Origin of the sequence: Paenibacillus sp. GM2, from assembly GCF_900069005.2 — a bacterium.
Classification (GTDB): Bacteria; Bacillota; Bacilli; order Paenibacillales; family Paenibacillaceae; genus Fontibacillus.
This window is the reverse complement of record NZ_LN831275.1, coordinates 150845-169471: the sequence shown is the minus strand read 5'-3', so window position 1 is coordinate 169471 and position 18627 is coordinate 150845. Positions and strand designations below refer to the sequence as shown.

Sequence of the window (18627 nt, the reverse complement as noted above, 5' to 3'; positions counted from 1 at the left end):
CGTTTGGTGGCGATGGCGGAGGGGTTCCACACGTACCCATCCCGAACACGACCGTTAAGCCCTCTAGCGCCGATGGTACTTGGACCGAAGGGTCCTGGGAGAGTAGGAAGCCGCCAAGCGATAAGAACCACTACCGATAATCGGTGGTGGTTTTTTTATATCCTAAATGTCCTTATTCCGCAATGTCTTAAACTCCCTGGGTGTTACCCCTGTATACTTCTTAAACACCGTTGCAAAATATTGCCCGCTGGAAAAGCCTAACTTCGATGAAATGGTGGTCACGGTTAAGTTGCTATTGCATATATAGTTCATCGCCAGCTCGATCTTTGCAATGAGAATATATTCATTCACCGTAATATTCATATAACTCTTAAAGATCTTGGACAAGTATCTTGTGGTAACATTACAGCTTTGCGAGATTTCATCTAAAGTCAGGGGATACTCAATGTTCTGGTTGATATAATGGATGGCTCGAATCACGATGGGATTATCAACGTTGAATTTCCTGCGAACACTCTTCTCGATCTCGCGGGATAGGAGAAATAGAAGCTCGTAAATATAAATATTCGCTAACGAGATATGAAACATCTCTGTGTCATTATTCATCTCTTGGCAGATTCGTTCTACACACGAAAGCAGCTGATCGGTGAAGGGCTGGTATATATATGCGCTGTGCCGATCTGTCATATAGTGCAGAAACGTTAGGCCTTCGTTAACTCGCGGGTTAATATCAGTAAGGCTTTCCGGACAAAAATGAATCTGCAGAAATACGGCAGGGCGATTGGAGTTGACGTGAAAAGAGTGAATCATATGCGAGAAGATAATCAACAGTTCGCCCTTGCGAACGGTAACATTCTCCCCATTGATAATGATGTCGCACTCTCCTTCTTTCATCAAGCATATTTCTACATTCTCGTGGCTATGGGGTCCAAAGGTATACCCCGGCTTTAATGTACGCGGCAATGCATTATAGATCATACTCTGATCTTGCATTTGAAAGAGCTGCTCAATCGTAGCCTTCACACTAACCCCCCCAATGATGACTGATGGTATAACAAAGCAATGATATGGTATTGAAGGATAATGACGATTACTATTCAATTTTATCGAGGGGCATTATTGAAAGCAATATCATTTACAAATCTAGTTCTTTATTTCAAACATTTTTCTCAATCTCGACTGCATAATGAAAGTACTCATCGAGAACGATTTGCTACACTTAGAAAGCAATACAAGGTATTGCAGATTGGAAAATGATAACCCGGAGGGATTGCAGGGCAGGGAGGATACTCTTTTATGAAAGCGTTCTCTAAATTTTACTGCATGATCTGACAAAGGTATCATCCAATCGGGCAAGTCTTGATTAAACATTCAGGTTTGGGAGCAATGAGGCTGTAAATTGAACATTAAAGTACAGTATTAGGGGGAATGATCGGGTGAAGGCAAAGCATAATGGCTTGATATCGAGAGTCGTGATCTGGATGTTGATTATCGTGGTCAGTTCAAGTCAAATGGGACTATGGCCAGGGTCGACTTTGTTCGCAGCAGAGGAGGGCGAGGGAGATCCGCCACCAACGCCTATCGAACGAACTATAGTAGAGATCCCATCAATTACAGTAGAGACCCAGGCTGGAATCGCGCCAGTACTTCCTTCGGTCGTGCAGGCTGTCTACAGTGACAGTTCGTTTACAGAAGTAAATGTGAACTGGGACTCCATTGATGCCTCGCGATATTTGGGACCCGGCACTTTTACCGTCGAAGGGGAGGCTGAGGGTACGGATTTGAAAGCCGAAGCTCATGTCGTTGTGTATGAAGCAGAGCATGTGTTTGACAGCTTCTTGAAGGAGATTGAGAGCAACATCCCGGAAGGACAAGAACTTGTCACCTATTCGAACAACTATCAATCCATGGAGCCCGAACCGATGACTTTCCATCTGGGAAACGGGAGTACTTCCGTTAACAATGGCTTGACCGTAGATATTATAGCATTAGATAAAAACGCCAGTATTGCAACCTGGGATAAAGCTCCTTGGCTATCGGTTGGTACCATTGACACTACGATGCGCTATAAGAGTGGTGTTCAGAGCAATGTAGGCTTTGTCATTGGGACTTATGATGACAAGCCAAGCGTTTCTGTGCGTTATGATGCAGGGACCACCTGGGTTATTCAAAGCCCGGATGGAACAGGTGATTGGGAAACATTCACCGGGCCAGAGCTCAAGCTGGATACCGACTACCATATTCAGATTGGCTTTAATCGCACAAAGCTGTTGGTTGTAGTTGATGGACAGGTTTACTATAACCAGGAATGTAAGATGCTTGGCACGATAGCTGATTACGGCCAAGTAGGCGTGTATAAACGTTATGCAACTGGCAAGATCGAGATCAAGGATATTAAGATCATTGGTGCAGGTATGAAGGAGAAGCCTTCGGATATCGTCAGTTATGTTCAAGACTATGAAGATCCCGCGTATGTGCCAAATTGGTCAGGTCTTAACGCGCAAGTGGTCACAGAACAGAATGGCAATAAAGTACTGTCGTTGAAAAAAGGCTCGAAGGAACGAGGCGCGGACCTCGATTCTCCTCCACTTCAAAAGGGAACGTTGTCGCTGGACTTTAAGCTCGTCAATCCGGCGAAGCTGGGCAACGGACAAGGGTTTGCATTTGGCTTCCGGATGAATGATGAGGCAAGCATCTTTAATGAACTCGGGGTGGATCCATCCAGTTGGATTCCGGAATCAAGCTCAGGCTGGGGTTCAAAGCTGAATATTCCATATCCGATCCAGGGCAGATGGAATAACTTAATGTTTAACTTCAATGAGAAGACAATCACCGTATACATGAACAAAAAGCTGATCGGTGACATCTCCTTCGATCAGTTTACTGAGGCAGCAGGGCGATTTGGTATGCGCATTCGCAGCACGGTGGAATTATATATCGATAATTTGCAGTATACGAATCAGATCATTGAGCCTGAACAGATTGTTCAATACAGCAATGATTTTCAAGAAGGGATCACAGGCAGGTGGAGTGACGCAACAGCAGCTATCGTAGCTGAAGGCAGCAATCGCATTTTGCATCTGACGAATATGAATGGCGAGGCCTGGAATCTGGATGCGCCACAGTTGCCAAGCGCTACGTACATGTTAGAAGTGAAGCCGACAACGACGGCGATCGGATTCACGATTGGCGACCATGCTGCCATCCGCTATGAGGATGGGAAGTGGGTGCTGAAGCAGAGTGCGAACAGCATTGATCTGGTCACGGTGAAGGCAAACGATTCAACCCCTAAAGTGCGTGCATGGAACAAAGTAGGTTTGCAATATACAGACTCTTCCATCACATTGAGCATCAATGGTGCGGAATTGCATGCTGACCTGCCGGCAGGGACTCAATTCGGGCTGGGCGGCTTCGGCATTATTGCTGAAGGCCAAATCTATGTTGATAATATTCTCTTTACGGAACAATTCCCTGAGCTGGATACGAACATTGCATCGGATAAGATAATCTATGAAGAGTATTATGAGAGTCTTACAGATCTGAATTGGACAGGACTTGGTGAACAGCAAGTTGCTGATGGATACCTGCAAGGTACAATTGCAGCTTCGACGGCAGCGATGAACCAGGCTGTTCAACCCATCGCTAACGGTGAATACCAAGTGAAGATGAAGGTCGCTGACGGCGTTGCCGGTGTGAAAATCGGGAATACAACGATTTATCAGGATAGTGGCAAGTGGGTTTCTCAGCTTGATGGTAGCGGCAGCAAGACGGTGATTGGAACGGCACCTAATCTCGAGGGTGGCAAAGAGTACCTGATCCGTGTACAGCTGATTGAGAATGAATGGAGTCTATATGTAAATGGGACATGGGTAGGCAGTGCATCGGCAGATGGATTACAGCAGGGAGCATTTGGCATTTACAACCCGGGAACCAGAGAGATTCAGGTTAGCATCGATGCGATTACCGTAGAGGAAATTCGAATCTATATTCCGGATTACACAACTCCGAGCTGGGTTGCTCTTGATGAGAGCAAGGCAGAGGTGTTGAATAGCGGGAAGGACTTTGTCCAGGTTAACATGCCGGGCGTTGCGTTAATGGCAGATAAAGCGAGTCCCAAGGTTGCTAATCAGCGGGTTGCGTTTGACTTCCAAACGAGTGCAACGCCAGGCGCTGATGGCGGTCGTTATGGGTTCGTATTGCGTGGACTAGATAGCGAGCGTTATGTGTCCATCATTCATGATATCAACGGGAAATGGATGCTGTATGCGAACGGAAATGAAACCAAATTCCCGGTTGCTTATGAGATGAAGGCCGCTTCATCCTATAAGGTTGAACTTCGTCTGGCAGGCAACACCGTATCCTTTAGCATTACGGACTCAGAAGGTGTTAAGACAGATATGGGATCTGTAACGGATGAGGAAATTACCCAAGAAGCAGGCTGGTTTGGTCTTCGATCCTGGTATGGCGGCAAGACAATGACGGTCAGCAATCTGAAGATCGTTGAAATAGAGTCGATGCCGAAGCTTCAATTAACCTCGGACACGGATACGATCACCAAAGATGGCTTGACCGTTACACTGTATCAAGACTTCCCGGGGATTGCCAATTATCAGCTGGGTGATCGTACGATCTCTACAGGAATGGAGCAGACGAATACGCTGATTATTAATAACACCGAGTATAAGCCGCAGACGACATCGAAGAAGGTCGCTGAGCATAAATACGAGTACACGATGAATATTGAAGAGATTGGCGTAGAGATTACCGCACAGCTCCAGATTGAAGAGAGCCACGTGGTGCGCTTTGAGGTTACGAATATTAAGGAAGGCAAAGATGTTCTCGTTAGATCCATACAATTGAACAGCTCTTTGATCTATGTGGATAGCTCCATGGATAGCGCAACCTATGCATGGAATAAATCCAACGGTGAATGGCATGGCATCTCGGAGGAGCTTGTCGATGATATGTTAAAGATGAAGCAAGCGGGCACATTTGGCGCAACAATGACGATGGCAAGTGCCAACGGTTTGGGGATTGCGGTCGAAAATAACGTCATCAGCAGCGGCAACAAGATGATTGTAACAACAGAGAAGAAGCCGCTTGTGAACAAGATCAGCGTTAAGCCTGGAACATGGACATATCGTCATAGTCAAAGCAATGAAACCGAAGCGCTGCCTTGGTATGAGGTTGTAATTACGGAAGAGCAAAATGGGGATGGCAAGACGGATTGGCAGGATGCTGTGGTAGCTTATCGCAAGACAATATTTGTCGAGCCATATGGTGCTGAGGATATGAAGAACAGCATGATGTATATTGCTTTCAATTTTGCCAGCCAGGCGAATGATACATTCCTGAATTCGTTAGATACAGGCAAAGTGCTGTATAACTATACGGACGGATTCGGACAAATGATCCTTCATAAGGGCTATCAAGCCGAAGGTCATGATGATGACATTCCATCGTACTCCAACATCGGTGTACGGCAAGGTGGACTGAAAGACTTTAACTATCTGATCGATGAAGGGGATAAGTATAATCTGCGGGTCGGTGTGCATATCAATGCCACAGAGTATCATCTTGATGCGAACGAATTGAACTACTCGAATCTTAATGGAGCTACTGCGAACGGACCAGCAACGGATAAGTTAGGCAAGGGCTGGGATTGGATTGATACGGCGTATTACGTAGATCAGACGAAGGATGTATTGAGCGGTGACCTGAAGGCTCGATTTGAGAGTCTGTACAACCTGACAAAAGATCCGAATAACCCTAACGATCCCGCCCTCGATTTCTATTATATTGATGTGTATACAGGCAATGACTACAATGCACATAAGCTGTTGCAATATGCAAATGACCTGGGCCTCAAGGTAGGAACAGAGTTTGCAGGTCCGCTTGAGCCAGGTGTAGATTTTGTACACTGGGGTCCGGACTTGGGTTATCCGAACAAAGGAAATAACAGCACGTTATCCCGAATGGTGAAAAATAATCTCGATATCTTCGTTGGTCAAGCGCTGTATAAAGGTCAGAAAATTCCTGGGGTGACCACATGGGGCGATTCCAAGCCTGATCTGCAGCAGGGGGTAACCGTATTTTTTAACGAAGTACTGCCAACGAAATATATGCAGCATTTTGGTGTTCTGAAGCATGAGACGGACCAAGTCACTTATGAGGATGGGGTCACCTCCAAACGTAACAAGGGAAACGGCAAGATCGAATTATCCAAAGACGGCAAACTGATTTCTTCCTGGAAGGATACCGGAACGACAACAGATGAATCAGTTCGTCATACAGGCGAGGCGAACTCATTGATTCCATGGGTATGGGATGTTCGTACCAATAAAGTGTTAGGTATGAACGAAGGTGCGAAGCTGTACCATTGGAATACAACTGGCAAGGAGACGACTTGGCAGTTGACGAATGAATTCAAAGATGTGAAGCAATTCAATATGTATGAGCTGACACAACAAGGCAAGGTATTGGTGGATACGATTAACGCAGTTAATGGTACGATAACGATTGATCGGGCAGCTAAAAATAAGCCTTATGTATTGTATCCGGCATCTGCTGACGCAGAGAAGCTTGTGCCAAGCGCACAGGATTGGGGTGCAGGCAGTCTGATCAAGGACTTTGCGTTTAACTCGGAGCGATTTAACGTGCCAGGCTCCTGGACAGTGGATGACACGAATCATATCAAAATCAAAACGGTGCAAGGCGATGCTGAATACGATATTAGCAAGGAAATGACGAATTCCAATTGGAACAGATATGCTGAGGTCGGCAGTCAAGCCGGAGAGATCTCGCAGAGGATAACGGGATTAATCCCGGGTCAGGATTACACGGTTGGTGTCTGGACACAGACGCAGAAGGGAAGAAAATCCGGCATTCAGGTTGTGATCGGCGATGAGACATACACGAATGAAGTCACGGGTGCAGATGGTTCCCATCAAACCTCCTTCAAGTATGTGAACACGACATGGCAACGAATGAGTGTAGAGTTCCATGTGCCTGAAGGGGTAACCGAAGCTACCGTTAAGCTTGTAGCTGAAGCTGGGGCGGGCACAGTATCGTATGATGATGTTCGCATCTGGCAGCATATCACAGTTGAGGACGATGTAACGAATAAGGGATATGTTGTTTACGAAGATTTTGAAAATGTCTATGAGGGTTGGGGACCATTCGAGTATGGCGGCGGCTCGAGAAAGATTCATATCGCGTCCGATCGCAGTAATGCTCTCGACAACAACCCGGTTGTGAAACCATCGGAACAGAAAGTTGGTCCAGTGATGACATGGGTTCTTGACGGAGAGAATTCCTTGAAGATCAACGAGACCGATGTAGGCAGATTGATAAAGTCGAATGAAGCCGGTGTGAAGCTGCAGCCGAACCAAGAGTACGAACTAGGCTTCATCTACACCTTGGAGAACCTGGCCGACTATGAGGTCCTTGTGCAATCTCGCTCTACAGGTGAAGTGGTGCTGCAAGAACAGCTTGAGCATCTGCCTAATCCGGGGAACAAGCCTGGCAAGGACGGCGGTTATATAGAGTTCAAGCAGATCTTTACAACAGGCGAGCAAGATGACTATCAGGTTCTTTTCAAATTAGTATCCAAGAGAGAAGAGAAGGCAACCTCGGACTGTGCATTGATCCTGGATAACTTCTATATTAAAGGTTATGGAATCGACTATTCCAAGACGCTGCTTCAGCAAGTGATTGATCGCGCTGGCAAGCTGAATAGCAAGGATTACAAGCCTGAATCCTGGGCGACGCTAACCGCTGCATTGGATAAAGCAATTGCAGTAATGAAAGATCCGGCCGCTACCATAGCGCTGATTGATGAATCAAGAGTCGTACTTGAGCAAGCCATCAAGCAGCTTATTCCGAGCGCAGGCATTGTGAAGATAGATCCTGTAACCGTGGATACGCGAGTAGGCATTGCACCAGTACTTCCCGAAACCGTAAAAGCGACTTACGAGAACGATCAGACGAAGGAAGTTGCAGTTACCTGGAACGCTATCGATCCATCCCAGTATGCGCAGGAAGGTTCCTTCCAAGTGGAAGGCGCTGTGAATGGAACAGCCATTAAAGCTGTTGCTACGGTCAATGTTAAGCGTAACACCGTGACGCCAGATCCGGAGCCAAGACCGGATCCCGTGGTGAACCCAAGCCCGGAGGTGAAGCCAGAGCCGGGGCAGAAGCCGGACCCCGGACAGCAAACGGATCCGGATACGAAGCCAGACCCAGGCACAGATAAGCCTAAGCCATTTGCAGATACCGTGGGTCATTGGGCAAGCAAGGAGATCGATGAACTGGTAAGGCGTGGGATCGTTAAGGGAATCTCGGCTACCGAATTCGCACCGAACAAGACCGTATCTCGTGCAGAGCTGTCAGCCATGTTTGCACGTGCACTGGATCTTAAGCCGGGCGGTTCCACATCATTCCTGGATGTAGCCGATAACATGTGGTATACGGATGATATTGCTGCTGCATCTCAGGCAGGACTGATTAAGGGGTATGCAGGCAATAAATTCGAGCCGATGAAGTCCATTACACGACAAGAGACGGCTGTAATTATGATGCGGGTGCTTGAATTGGAAGGCAAGTCTATCAAGCTGAGCGATACAGCTGATCATATTCTTGCCAAGTACAAGGATGCCGCTCAAGTCAGTAAATGGTCCCAAGAAGCATTGGCGATTAGCATTCAGGCTGGCTTGATGCAAGGTACGCCAGACCATAAGCTTCATCCGAATGGCAATCTGACTCGTGCAGAAGCTGCTGTGCTGTTAACAAGATTGCTGCAGCATTTGGAGCAGGCTAAGTAGATCGTCATAGGAAAGAACTGGCATTAATGAATATAGTGAAAGCTCATGATTGTTCTAAGTGAAGTAGAGAGACACTCTCTGCGGTGCTATGAAGCAATCATGAGCTTTTTATATTGGTGGATATCCTTCTTAATGGGTATTGTGTTGGCCATTGCCTGCTCTTTTATAAGCATTTCTTGCATATTTCTATCGGTATTCCCTAGCAAATTTAATATCGTCTTATGGTGCAGCATCAGTGCCGGGCTTATGCTTAGAATGAGTCAATGAGTCTTGCACAGGGAGGACAAAAATAATATGGGCAACAATACAATGCCAATACGTTATGGCAAATCAACCTCAGTGAATCCGGTCATTACTTCCATTTATACGGCCGATCCTTCGGCACATGTGTGGGACGACGGCCGGATTTACATCTATGCTTCACACGATACCGATCCTGCCAGGGGGTGCGATCTGATGGATCGCTATCATGTTTTTTCGTCGGCGAATATGGTGGATTGGCAGGATGAAGGAGAGATTCTTAGTTCAGAGGAAGTAAGCTGGGGAAGGCCGGAAGGGGGATTCATGTGGGCCCCGGACTGCGCTTACAAGAATGGCACTTATTATTTCTATTATCCGCACCCCAGTGGGACGAATTGGAATGACACCTGGAGGATTGGCGTAGCGACCAGTACGAAACCGGCAAGTGATTTTACCGATCAAGGATATATTGGGGGGCTTGGTGGTTTTGCAATGATCGACCCGGCGGTATTTGTCGATGACGACAACCGCGCTTATATATACTATGGAGGCGGTGGAGTTTGTGAGGGCGGCGAGCTTGATAAGAGCATGATGGCAATCCAAGGAGACATGAAGCTCATGGAAGGGTTGGAGGACTTTCATGAAGCAGCTTGGGTATTCAAAAGGAACGGCCTTTATTATTTGACCTATGCGGATAATTTTGCAGGCAATAACCGTATGCGTTATGCTGTGAGCGTAAATCCGCTTGGCCCGTGGACTTATAAAGGGATATTCCTAGAGCCCACAGGCTGTTCGACGACACACGGCTCAGTAGTTGAATTTAAGGGGCAATGGTATTTATTCTATCACAACCAGGATATCTCCGGAGAAGGAACGTTGAGAAGCGTATGCATTGATGAGCTTCATTTTGAGCAGGATGGCTCGATTAGCGTGGTCATACAGACTCGCGAAGGAGTGAGCCTGGCTGGAGCAGCGGCTTCGCCAAATCGCAGTTCCCAAGCATATGGCACTTCTGCGTGCCTGATTGGTGGAGGAGCATCGCTACTCACGCTTGATGACGGAACCAAGGTGATCATTGGCTTGCAAGCCCCGGAAGCTTATGCCCAGTGGGATGAAGTGGATGGTGGAATAGGAGGGCGGTTCGAGGTGGCTGTCATGTATGCCACTGCAGAGAGGCTGGCCAAGCTGCGTTTAATCGTGAATGGCCGGGACTATTCTCTGGTAAACGCACTTTCCACAGGCGGCAGCGATGAATATACAGGTTATACGAGTTTGACAGTCAGACTGGAGCCGGGGAGCAAGAATAGAATCCGATGGTCGGGAGGCAACGGCGACATTTCTATTTCGGGTTTGCTGATTCATTCCTTGGAGGACTAGACGAACATAAATTTCATCGACGAGTGGAGAAGGATCAATCCGTGAGGGGACAACGTTACGCGCTGTTTACCCCTCACGGGTTTGTTTTATAGATGAACGTAATACAGTACTTGGGATTCAGCGTTCATCGATCCAGGAATAACGGGGATGCCACGAAAGTATTCTCTTGGCGAGCGAGTTGCTGACGAGAGCTTCCCGTCCCGAGAAGGCAAACTGTCTGATTACCTCGGGATAAAATCGCTCAAGCAATTGTTCCGTCGGCCAGGTGCTAAGGGTGTCATTGGCGGTAATATTGAAGCACTCTGCTGCTCGATCTTCATATCTCAGAGCAGCAAGACAGGCATCGGCGGCATCGCGAATATCGATATAGCTCCATAAGGTTTTCTTGAACCGCTCCGGCTGTTCTGGAACGATGGCAGCGTATTCGGAAGCTGTCATTACCGTGGAGAAACGAAGCGACAGGATATTTATCTCTCCATGACGATTAAAGGCAGCCGCAGACGCTTCATTGACTACCTTTGACAACCCGTAGCATTCCTGCGGCTTCTGCGGATGGTGCTCATTTAGCGGTACATAGTCCGGAGAGAATGAACTGCGAGCCCAGGCGAAACCGTAGGACGACTCGCTGGAGCCGAGCACTACCTGACGAATTCCAAGCAGTCTGGCTGCTTCCAGGATATTGTAGCCGGAGAGAACATTGTTGGCGAAAATATAGGCCGGTGGATGCAGTAAAGGAGCGGGAATGGCGGCCAGGTGCAGGATTGCATCCGCAGGTTGCAAAGCGCCTATCACTTGCCCGATATCGGTAAGATCGGCAATAATTTGGCGGCAGGACAATCTATCGGAAAGACGCTGATCGATAGAAAGGACAGAGTAGCCTTCCTGTTCAAGTCTCTTAACAACAATGGAGCCCAGCTTGCCACTGCCGCCGGTTACAGCGATTGTGTTCATGGATACGATCCCCCTTAGTTCAATGTTATGGCCGAACGATAGTGCCGTCTGCCTTGCGGTCCAGAGGGTATGGTCGGTGGTAGCTTGAACATTCCCAATCCTTCTGCCGCAGACGGTTCAGCTTCGTCTCATCAAGCTCAATGCCAAGCCCCGGCTTATCGGATGGATACAGGTACCCGCCTATTCGCCGGATATGTCCGGGGAAGGCTTCAAGTTCTTTTTCGTGGAAATGATTGATTTCTTGAATCCCGAAATTCCAAATGGCCAGATCCAAGTGTACGGCGGCAGCCTGATTTATCGGATCATTCTCTCCTCCTTCCTGCCAGGCGGTTCGTACGCCAAAGGCCTCGCAGACCGCAGCGATTTTGCGACAGGCCGTAATGCCACCTGCCTTGGATATCCGCATACGGATAAAATCGATAAGCCGTTCCTGTACGAGGGGAAGCCATTCTTGAGGATTCGTGAACAGCTCGCCTACTGCCTGCGGTGTCGAGCTTAGGGTGCGAAGCTGGCGATACCAGCCAAGCTGGTCAGGCGGCAGGGCATCTTCCAGGAAGAAAAGAGAATAGGGTTCGAGTCGTTTGGCCAACTGGATCGCGGTAATTGGCGATAAATGCTCATGGACATCGTGTGTCAATCCGAGTCCACTGCCAAATTCAAGCCGAAGCTGTTCGAACATCGCCGGAACGGAATGCAGGTAGGCCTGTTCATCGAAAAAACGGCCTTGTATCCAGGCTTTCTCCGGCAGTCTCGCTTCGCTTCCCTGAACGAATCCCCCGCCTCCATAACCGCCAAGCTGGCAGCGGATCACGGAATATCCGTCCTCCAGGTATCGTTGCACACTCTCTATCAGCTCCGAGACGGATTCTCCGGATGCGTGTCCATAACAGGGAACCGCAGACCGGGCTGGTCCGCCTAGCAATCGATAGACAGGCAGTCCGGCCTCCTTGCCGAGAATATCCCAGAGCGCCATATCGATGGCGCTGATCGCCGTTTGCGTTACGGAACCGCTGCGCCAGTATCCACTGTGCTGCATGGTCTGCCAAATATCCTCGATTTGAGAGGTATCCCTTCCTATCAACAAGGGGGCAAATAACTGCTCGATCACTTGAACTACGGCCTCAGGATTATATAAATCAGAAGCTGAGCCAATACCGTATAACCCATCCTGACTGGTATTCACCTGAACGATAGTCCAGCTTCCATCTGACCGAGTACGAATACTACGAATGCTCTTGATAATAGCCATAAGCGTCCTCCTTTCCATGTCCTGCTTAGTGTAATCCACTCTTTGGCTCACCCCAAGGAGACGATTATAAATTTTCCTGCTGTATTATTAGCTTGTTTGAATTCAATAAAAAAGAAGCTGATGACCCGAAGTTATGAATAGGAGGAAGACAGCGATGAGCATCCGGCATAAAAAGATGAACGGTCCAGACAAAGAGACGATACATATGGTTCATTGATGCTTGGGCAAGGGGACATTCATAAACTTTTGCGGGGATTGTTAGCTAGTTCCTCCCAACTGCTGTTCGGCAATTAGGAAGCAGGGTAAAATATATGTCACTTAGTTTCGGTAAGCCTGCTGAATAATAGCAGAAATAGAACATGGGTGGTGATCTGGTATGCTGGCGCTTATTGTGGATGATGAAAGGGAAATCAGGGAAGGACTGCGTGCCGGTTTCTCTTGGTCAGACTATGGAATAGAAGAAGTCTTAACGGCTGATGATGGCGACACAGCGCTGGAATTAGCGAGGACACAGAGGCCGGATATTATTGTGACGGATATACGCATGAAGCGAATGTCCGGTTTGCAGTTGATCAAAGCCTTAATGGAGCAACGGCCGGACGGTTGGAAAGCGATCGTCATTAGCGGATACGACGATTTCGAGATGGTTAGACAGGCGATGAGGCTGGGCGCCATGGATTATATACTCAAACCTATCAATACGGATGAGCTTGGCAGCATACTTACCCATGCCATCTCACAATTGGAGGAAGAAAAGGCGGACCGGGAAAATCGCGAACTTCTGAACGTGCAAATTGACAATGCCCTGCCGAAAATAAAAGGGGAATTGATGCGGGAGATCATGGAGCATGAATATGATCCTTATAGGGAAACAAGGATCGTGCATAGGCTCAAGACGCTGCATATGGATTGGATGGTGACCGGGCCGTCCGTAGTTATGCTGTTTGAGGCCGACGATTTGAAGTCAGTGGAGAATCGCAAGGGGATGCGTCGGGAGAAAGAACTGATTCTGTTTGGGATCGGCAATGTTGTGAAGCAAACTTGGGAAGAGCATTATTTGGAGTCCTTTGTTCTATATGAAGATTCGAAGCAGCGTTGGGTCGTTGTGCTGCAATGCACCCGGAGCGGGGGAATCGCAATCATCGAGGAGCTGGGGAACTTATGCCTGCAGAACATCCGCGATTTCGTGAAAGTGAAAGCCAGCGCGGCGTTATGTATGATTTCTGGAATCTTGGCCGAGCTGCATACAAGATACGCCGAAGCGGAGGAGATTCTGGAACAGAAAGCGATCTATGGAGGGGATCAGCTATTGACGAGCCGCGGTTGGGAACAGGAGTCCGAACAGGAGAATCCGCCAATCACGAACCCGGAGGAGGTGCTTGATCTGATTCGTTATGGCACCGAAGCGGATATCCATGCAGCGATGAACAGATTTTACGAGCTTGTCCATTCCTGGTCACATACTCATATTAAAGATATTCAACAGCATATTTTTGAATGGCTGCTCGCCATTTTTAAGAAAGCCGCTCAATGGGGCTGGCCGGAACAGAGCTGGCAGCGAAATCCGATGGTGCTTTGGGACCGCTTGGAGCGCTATGATACACTCGATTCACTGCGGGAACAGGCAGAGTCAAGCTTGTTGGAGCTATCTCGCGATTTTGCCGAGCTTGCCTCCTCCCCGGGACAAATTATTCAGGAAGCCGAGAAATATATTCTGCATCATTTTGCCGATAATCTCACGCTGCAAAGTGTCGCCGCAAAGGTACATGTAACTCCGGTATGGCTTAGTAAGCTATTTAAGAAAGAAAAGAAGCAAACCTTTCTGGAGTATCTGACCGAGGTCAGGATTGAGAATTCCAAAGTTATGCTCGGCGAAGTGCAATATAAAATCTATCAAATCTCCTCTCTCGTGGGGTATAAAGATCCGGTGCATTTCACCAAGCTATTCAAAAAAAGAACAGGCTGGACGCCTAAAGAATACCGTAGAATGCAGGGGATCGCGGATGAGTAGATTGCACATCGCCCTGAGTTCGTTAAGGAGCAAGGTGATCCTGATCTTCTTTGCCATGCTGATTGTTCCGTTTCTGCTATTCGCCTACTATACGCATGTGAAAGCCATAGAAGGCATTTCTAACGCAAATACCTCCGTTTCACATAGCTTTCTGATTCAGGCTCGTCAGAATTTTGAAATTTATTTATCCCGGCTTAACGATCAATTGAACGATTTGATCGGGAATAAACAGTTGCAGGATCTGCTGGAGAAGCCTCCTTCGGGCCTGGAGGAGGAACGGGCCTTTACAGTCAATATGCTTACGTTCCTTAATCAGCAAAGCTCTGCGGTAGACGCCTTTCGCGTTCATTTATATCCGCTCCCACCGGGAAGCTACGGCGATTATATGTATACGATAGGGGCTTCCGATATCCTGAACCAGGAAAAGTGGTTCCGTTTGGCAATGAATACAATCAGCCCTTTATGGCATCTGTCTATGCCCAGCAACGGACGGTATGCCAAGCCTTTACTCACCTATTCAAAAAGATTCACCGGACTATATGATCGTGACCCGCGGGCGATTATCTCTGCCGACATATCAGAGGATCAGCTGCGCCGCTACTTCTCGCCATCAGGAAATATTGCAGGCCAGAAGCTGCTGCTGCTTGATGAGAACGGTCAAGTCATCTATGATTCTTCAGCGAATGAATGGACGGGGGAGCCGGAGATAGCTGAGCGATTCAATATTCTAACGGCGGGAACCGAAATATCCGAGACGCTGGTTATTGACGGACAGAAATATTTGGCCTCCAGATTGAAGCTGGACAGCCAGCCCTGGTACCTCGTCAGCCTGTCGCCCTTAAGTGAGCTGACGGGCTCGATCGATGAGATCAATCGGCTTATGCTTATTTTCCTTGTTGCTTATTTATTGTGCTGTGTTGGGGTGGTTATTTACTTGACCAGTCAGTTTACCCAACCGATTGTTCGGCTCGTTCAATTGATGCGCAAGGCAGAGAAGGGACATTTCCATCATCAGTCGGCCTGGTCCCATCGCAATGATGAAGTCGGCTGGTTGTATCGGGGGTTTATTAGTCTGACAACGCAAATTGAGACCTTGATTGAAGAAGCCTCACGCGCAGAATGGAAGAAAAAAGAGCTCGAATTTCAGGTGCTGAGCCACCAGATTAATCCCCATTTCTTGTATAACACGCTGGAATCGATCCGCTGGAAGGCGGAGACGCTTGGGCGAAGTGATATCAGCGAAATGGTAGCGGCGCTTGGCAACTTGCTGCGGCTTAGCCTGAACCAGGGCAAAGAGATTACGACCTTGCGGCGTGAAATTGAGCAGCTTAAGGCTTATGTACAGATTGAGCAAGCCCGAATGGGCCAAAATATCCGAATCCTATATTCCATAGAGCCGGAGCTGCTGTCGCTGCCGTTCCTTCGCCTCCTGCTGCAACCTCTGGTGGAGAATGCGATTCAACACAGCATCCGGGATAACTTCGAACAAGGGAAAATCCTGATTTCGGCTTACAGAGTGAAGGATGATATCGTCATCGACATTATCGATAATGGGAACGGAATTCCCAAGGAAACATTGGACAAGCTCCATCTGGATATCAGGAAGGAGGCCCTCCAATCCACAGGAACCAAGGGAGTTGGCCTGCGGAATGTCAACGAGCGGTTAGCCCTTTATTTCGGGGATTCCTATCGGCTGCAGATACAATCGTCCAGTGATTCGGGAACGACAATAACGCTGAAGCATCCGGTGATGAAGATGGAGAATCCGCAACTGAATCAAGAATCGCCAGAATCAGCAGCTGTACTATGAGAATAGAGCTTAATATCCGGGTAGCCGGAGATCAAGGGAAGCCGTCCGGCGTTGTCGGGCGGCTTTGCTATGTCTGCAAGAGATCGCATAAAGCCAATAATGAACCACCAAAATACAAGATCGGCTCATGCCCTTCTGCAAGCCAGGACGGTATCATTAAGACATAAATCATTCCAACCTAACAGAGAGGTACATGCTTATGAGAACGATAACCCCCACTTCAAGCAAACGGAGCACCCGCCTTGCTGTTCCCCGAAAATCCGGAGTACTGAAGGATATTTATCGGCACCGGGCACTGTTAGTCATGTTTCTGCCGTTTGCGACACTGCTTCTGCTTTTCAACTATTTGCCTATGGCTGGATTGGTCATCGCTTTCAAAGACTTTGACTTCTCCAAAGGGATTTTTGGAAGCTCATGGATGCAGCCGCTATTAAACAATTTCGATTATCTGTTTTCATCCGATGCGGCTTTTCGGGCAATCCGCAATACCATCCTGCTTAACGCTTTATTCATTGTAGTAGGTTTAATCTTTGAGGTAGGGTTCGCGCTTATTTTAAACGAGATCCGCAACAAGTATTTCAAAAAGGTGACGCAATCGATTACCTTTTTGCCGTTCTTCATATCGTGGATCGTCGTAGGAGTGTTCTCTTACAACCTGCTGAACTATGAAAGTGGTTCCATTAACCGCTTGCTCGAATGGCTGGGCTTTCAAGGAATCGACTTCTACAGCAGCCCGGGACTTTGGCCGTTGATATTAACCGTCGCAATGCGCTGGAAGGCTACCGGCTACGGTACGATCATTTATCTGGCGGCGTTAACCTCGATCGATAGCTCCTATTATGAGGCGGCTTCCATCGACGGGGCGACCCGCTGGCAGCAGATCCGCCATATCAGCTTGCCGATGCTGCGGCCGACGGTGATCATCCTGACCTTGCTGGCCGTAGGAAGAATCATGAATGCGGATTTTGGCATGTTCTATGCGATGGTAGGAGACGCCTCGCTGCTGTTTCCGACGACAGATGTGATCGATACCTTCGTATATCGCAGCCTGCGCAAGACCGGGGATATTGGCATGGCCTCAGCGGCGGGCTTCCTGCAATCGACGGTGGCATTTATTCTGGTTCTCGTCAGCAACTATGCCGCCCGCAAAATTGATAAGGATTCGGCAATATTCTAATCGGTACGAAGGAGGTTCATCCTGAATGACAGCCAGAAAGAAATTTTCACTAAGCCAGCTTATCATTATGCTTATCGTTGCCTTGTTCAGCCTCGCATGCCTGTATCCCTTTATCATGGTAATCTCAGGTTCTCTTAGTACGGAACAAGATATCGCCGCATATGGCTACACCTTTTTACCCAAGCACATTACTTTTGATTCTTACCGTATTCTACTGCTTGGATCGCATCGGATCGTTAATGCCTATGGGATCAGTATCTTTGTTACCGTCGTGGGCACAGCCCTGTCGCTGCTGTTTACCGCCATGGGCGCTTACGCGGTATCCAGAAGATCCTTCAAGCTCCGGGGAGTGCTGTCGGTATACGTTATTATAACGATGCTGTTCAGCGGCGGATTGGTGCCTTGGTACATTATTTGCGTACGGTATCTCGATCTCAAGGATTCGGTATTCGCGCTGATTCTCCCGTCTCTGGCCAATGCATTCAACTTATTTCTGGTCCGCAACTTTATGTACGCTATACCGGAGGAAATACACGAGTCCGCGAAAATCGACGGGGCCGGCGAATTTCTTATATTTTACCGTTTGATCGCGCCGCTTGCGCTTCCTGTACTGGCGACAGTCGGCTTATTTATATCCCTTGGCTACTGGAATGACTGGTTCCTGGGGCTTATGTTTGTCGATAAACAGGAACTCCAGCCGCTGCAGCTGTTATTGCGAACGCTCATATCCAATGTCGAATTTCTGCGGAGCTCCAGCAACGCGGCGGCAATGCAGCGGATTTCGGCCCAGATTCCTTCGGAATCGATGAAGATGGCGCTCACCGTGGTTACGATTGGACCGATCATCTTTCTGTACCCGTTCGTACAACGTTATTTTGTAAAAGGATTGATTGTTGGTGCTGTTAAAGGTTGAATATGAAGGCCCCGCCTTCATGCAGAAGGTTCCAACGGCTAAGGCCGTCTATGATAATACAAAATTGAAGGGGGATT

The 18627-nt window shown here is 48.1% G+C and carries 10 protein-coding genes and 1 rRNA gene; 8 read left to right on the top strand and 3 right to left on the bottom strand.

Annotation, left to right across the window (positions count from 1 at the left end):
- The first annotated feature begins 2 nt into the window (after window positions 1-2).
- Window positions 3-119, top strand: a 5S ribosomal RNA gene (gene rrf / locus BN1360_RS02455).
- A gap of 43 nt (window positions 120-162) precedes the next feature.
- Here the strand turns inward: rrf and BN1360_RS02450 are convergent.
- Window positions 163-1023 (bottom strand): AraC family transcriptional regulator, encoded by an 861-nt coding sequence (locus tag BN1360_RS02450; protein ID WP_068778323.1) that lies wholly within the window; start codon window positions 1021-1023, stop codon window positions 163-165.
- 413 nt (window positions 1024-1436) lie between these two features.
- Here BN1360_RS02450 and BN1360_RS02445 point away from each other — a divergent pair, with 413 nt between their 5' ends.
- Entirely contained in the window at window positions 1437-8822 is a 7386-nt protein-coding gene (locus BN1360_RS02445) for an endo-alpha-N-acetylgalactosaminidase family protein (RefSeq protein WP_068778322.1), read from the top strand.
- A gap of 294 nt (window positions 8823-9116) precedes the next feature.
- Window positions 9117-10439, top strand: coding sequence for a family 43 glycosylhydrolase (locus tag BN1360_RS02440; RefSeq protein ID WP_068778321.1), 1323 nt, complete (start codon window positions 9117-9119; stop codon window positions 10437-10439).
- A gap of 117 nt (window positions 10440-10556) precedes the next feature.
- On the opposite strand, the gene BN1360_RS02435 is transcribed toward BN1360_RS02440, so the two are convergent.
- A complete protein-coding gene (locus BN1360_RS02435) occupies window positions 10557-11390 on the bottom strand; it encodes an NAD-dependent epimerase/dehydratase family protein (RefSeq protein ID WP_068778320.1) in 834 nt (277 codons plus the stop codon).
- Between the two features lie 25 nt (window positions 11391-11415).
- Window positions 11416-12639 (bottom strand): enolase C-terminal domain-like protein, encoded by a 1224-nt coding sequence (locus BN1360_RS02430; protein WP_068778319.1) that lies wholly within the window; start codon window positions 12637-12639, stop codon window positions 11416-11418.
- A 376-nt stretch (window positions 12640-13015) separates the two neighbouring features.
- Between BN1360_RS02430 and BN1360_RS02425 the strand changes: the two genes are divergently transcribed.
- The 5 genes from BN1360_RS02425 to BN1360_RS02410 are packed head-to-tail and all read left to right on the top strand — an operon-like array spanning window position 13016 to window position 18550.
- On the top strand, window positions 13016-14650 hold the full coding sequence (locus BN1360_RS02425) for a response regulator (RefSeq protein ID WP_068778318.1): 1635 nt from the start codon (window positions 13016-13018) through the stop codon (window positions 14648-14650).
- Window positions 14643-16460, top strand: coding sequence for a sensor histidine kinase (locus BN1360_RS02420; protein WP_068778317.1), 1818 nt, complete (start codon window positions 14643-14645; stop codon window positions 16458-16460). Before BN1360_RS02425 ends, BN1360_RS02420 begins: the two co-directional genes overlap by 8 nt.
- Window positions 16457-16627 carry a hypothetical protein gene (locus BN1360_RS25810; RefSeq protein ID WP_157259334.1) on the top strand — a complete coding sequence of 57 codons (171 nt, stop codon included), beginning with the start codon at window positions 16457-16459 and terminating at the stop codon, window positions 16625-16627. Before BN1360_RS02420 ends, BN1360_RS25810 begins: the two co-directional genes overlap by 4 nt.
- 32 nt (window positions 16628-16659) lie before the next feature.
- Window positions 16660-17637 carry an ABC transporter permease gene (locus BN1360_RS02415; protein ID WP_082789904.1) on the top strand — a complete coding sequence of 326 codons (978 nt, stop codon included), beginning with the start codon at window positions 16660-16662 and terminating at the stop codon, window positions 17635-17637.
- A 25-nt stretch (window positions 17638-17662) separates the two neighbouring features.
- A complete protein-coding gene (locus BN1360_RS02410) occupies window positions 17663-18550 on the top strand; it encodes a carbohydrate ABC transporter permease (protein WP_068778316.1) in 888 nt (295 codons plus the stop codon).
- Window positions 18551-18627 lie beyond the last annotated feature (77 nt).

Bases quoted from the DNA above. Each gene is read 5' to 3' on its own strand.
- BN1360_RS02440 (WP_068778321.1), top strand. From the start codon at position 9,117: ATGGGCAACAATACAATGCCAATACGTTATGGCAAATCAACCTCAGTG.
- BN1360_RS02435 (WP_068778320.1), bottom strand. From the start codon at position 11,390: ATGAACACAATCGCTGTAACCGGCGGCAGTGGCAAGCTGGGCTCCATT.
- BN1360_RS02430 (WP_068778319.1), bottom strand. From the start codon at position 12,639: ATGGCTATTATCAAGAGCATTCGTAGTATTCGTACTCGGTCAGATGGA.
- BN1360_RS02425 (WP_068778318.1), top strand. From the start codon at position 13,016: ATGCTGGCGCTTATTGTGGATGATGAAAGGGAAATCAGGGAAGGACTG.
- BN1360_RS02420 (WP_068778317.1), top strand. From the start codon at position 14,643: ATGAGTAGATTGCACATCGCCCTGAGTTCGTTAAGGAGCAAGGTGATC.
- BN1360_RS25810 (WP_157259334.1), top strand. From the start codon at position 16,457: ATGAGAATAGAGCTTAATATCCGGGTAGCCGGAGATCAAGGGAAGCCG.
- BN1360_RS02415 (WP_082789904.1), top strand. From the start codon at position 16,660: ATGAGAACGATAACCCCCACTTCAAGCAAACGGAGCACCCGCCTTGCT.
- BN1360_RS02410 (WP_068778316.1), top strand. From the start codon at position 17,663: ATGACAGCCAGAAAGAAATTTTCACTAAGCCAGCTTATCATTATGCTT.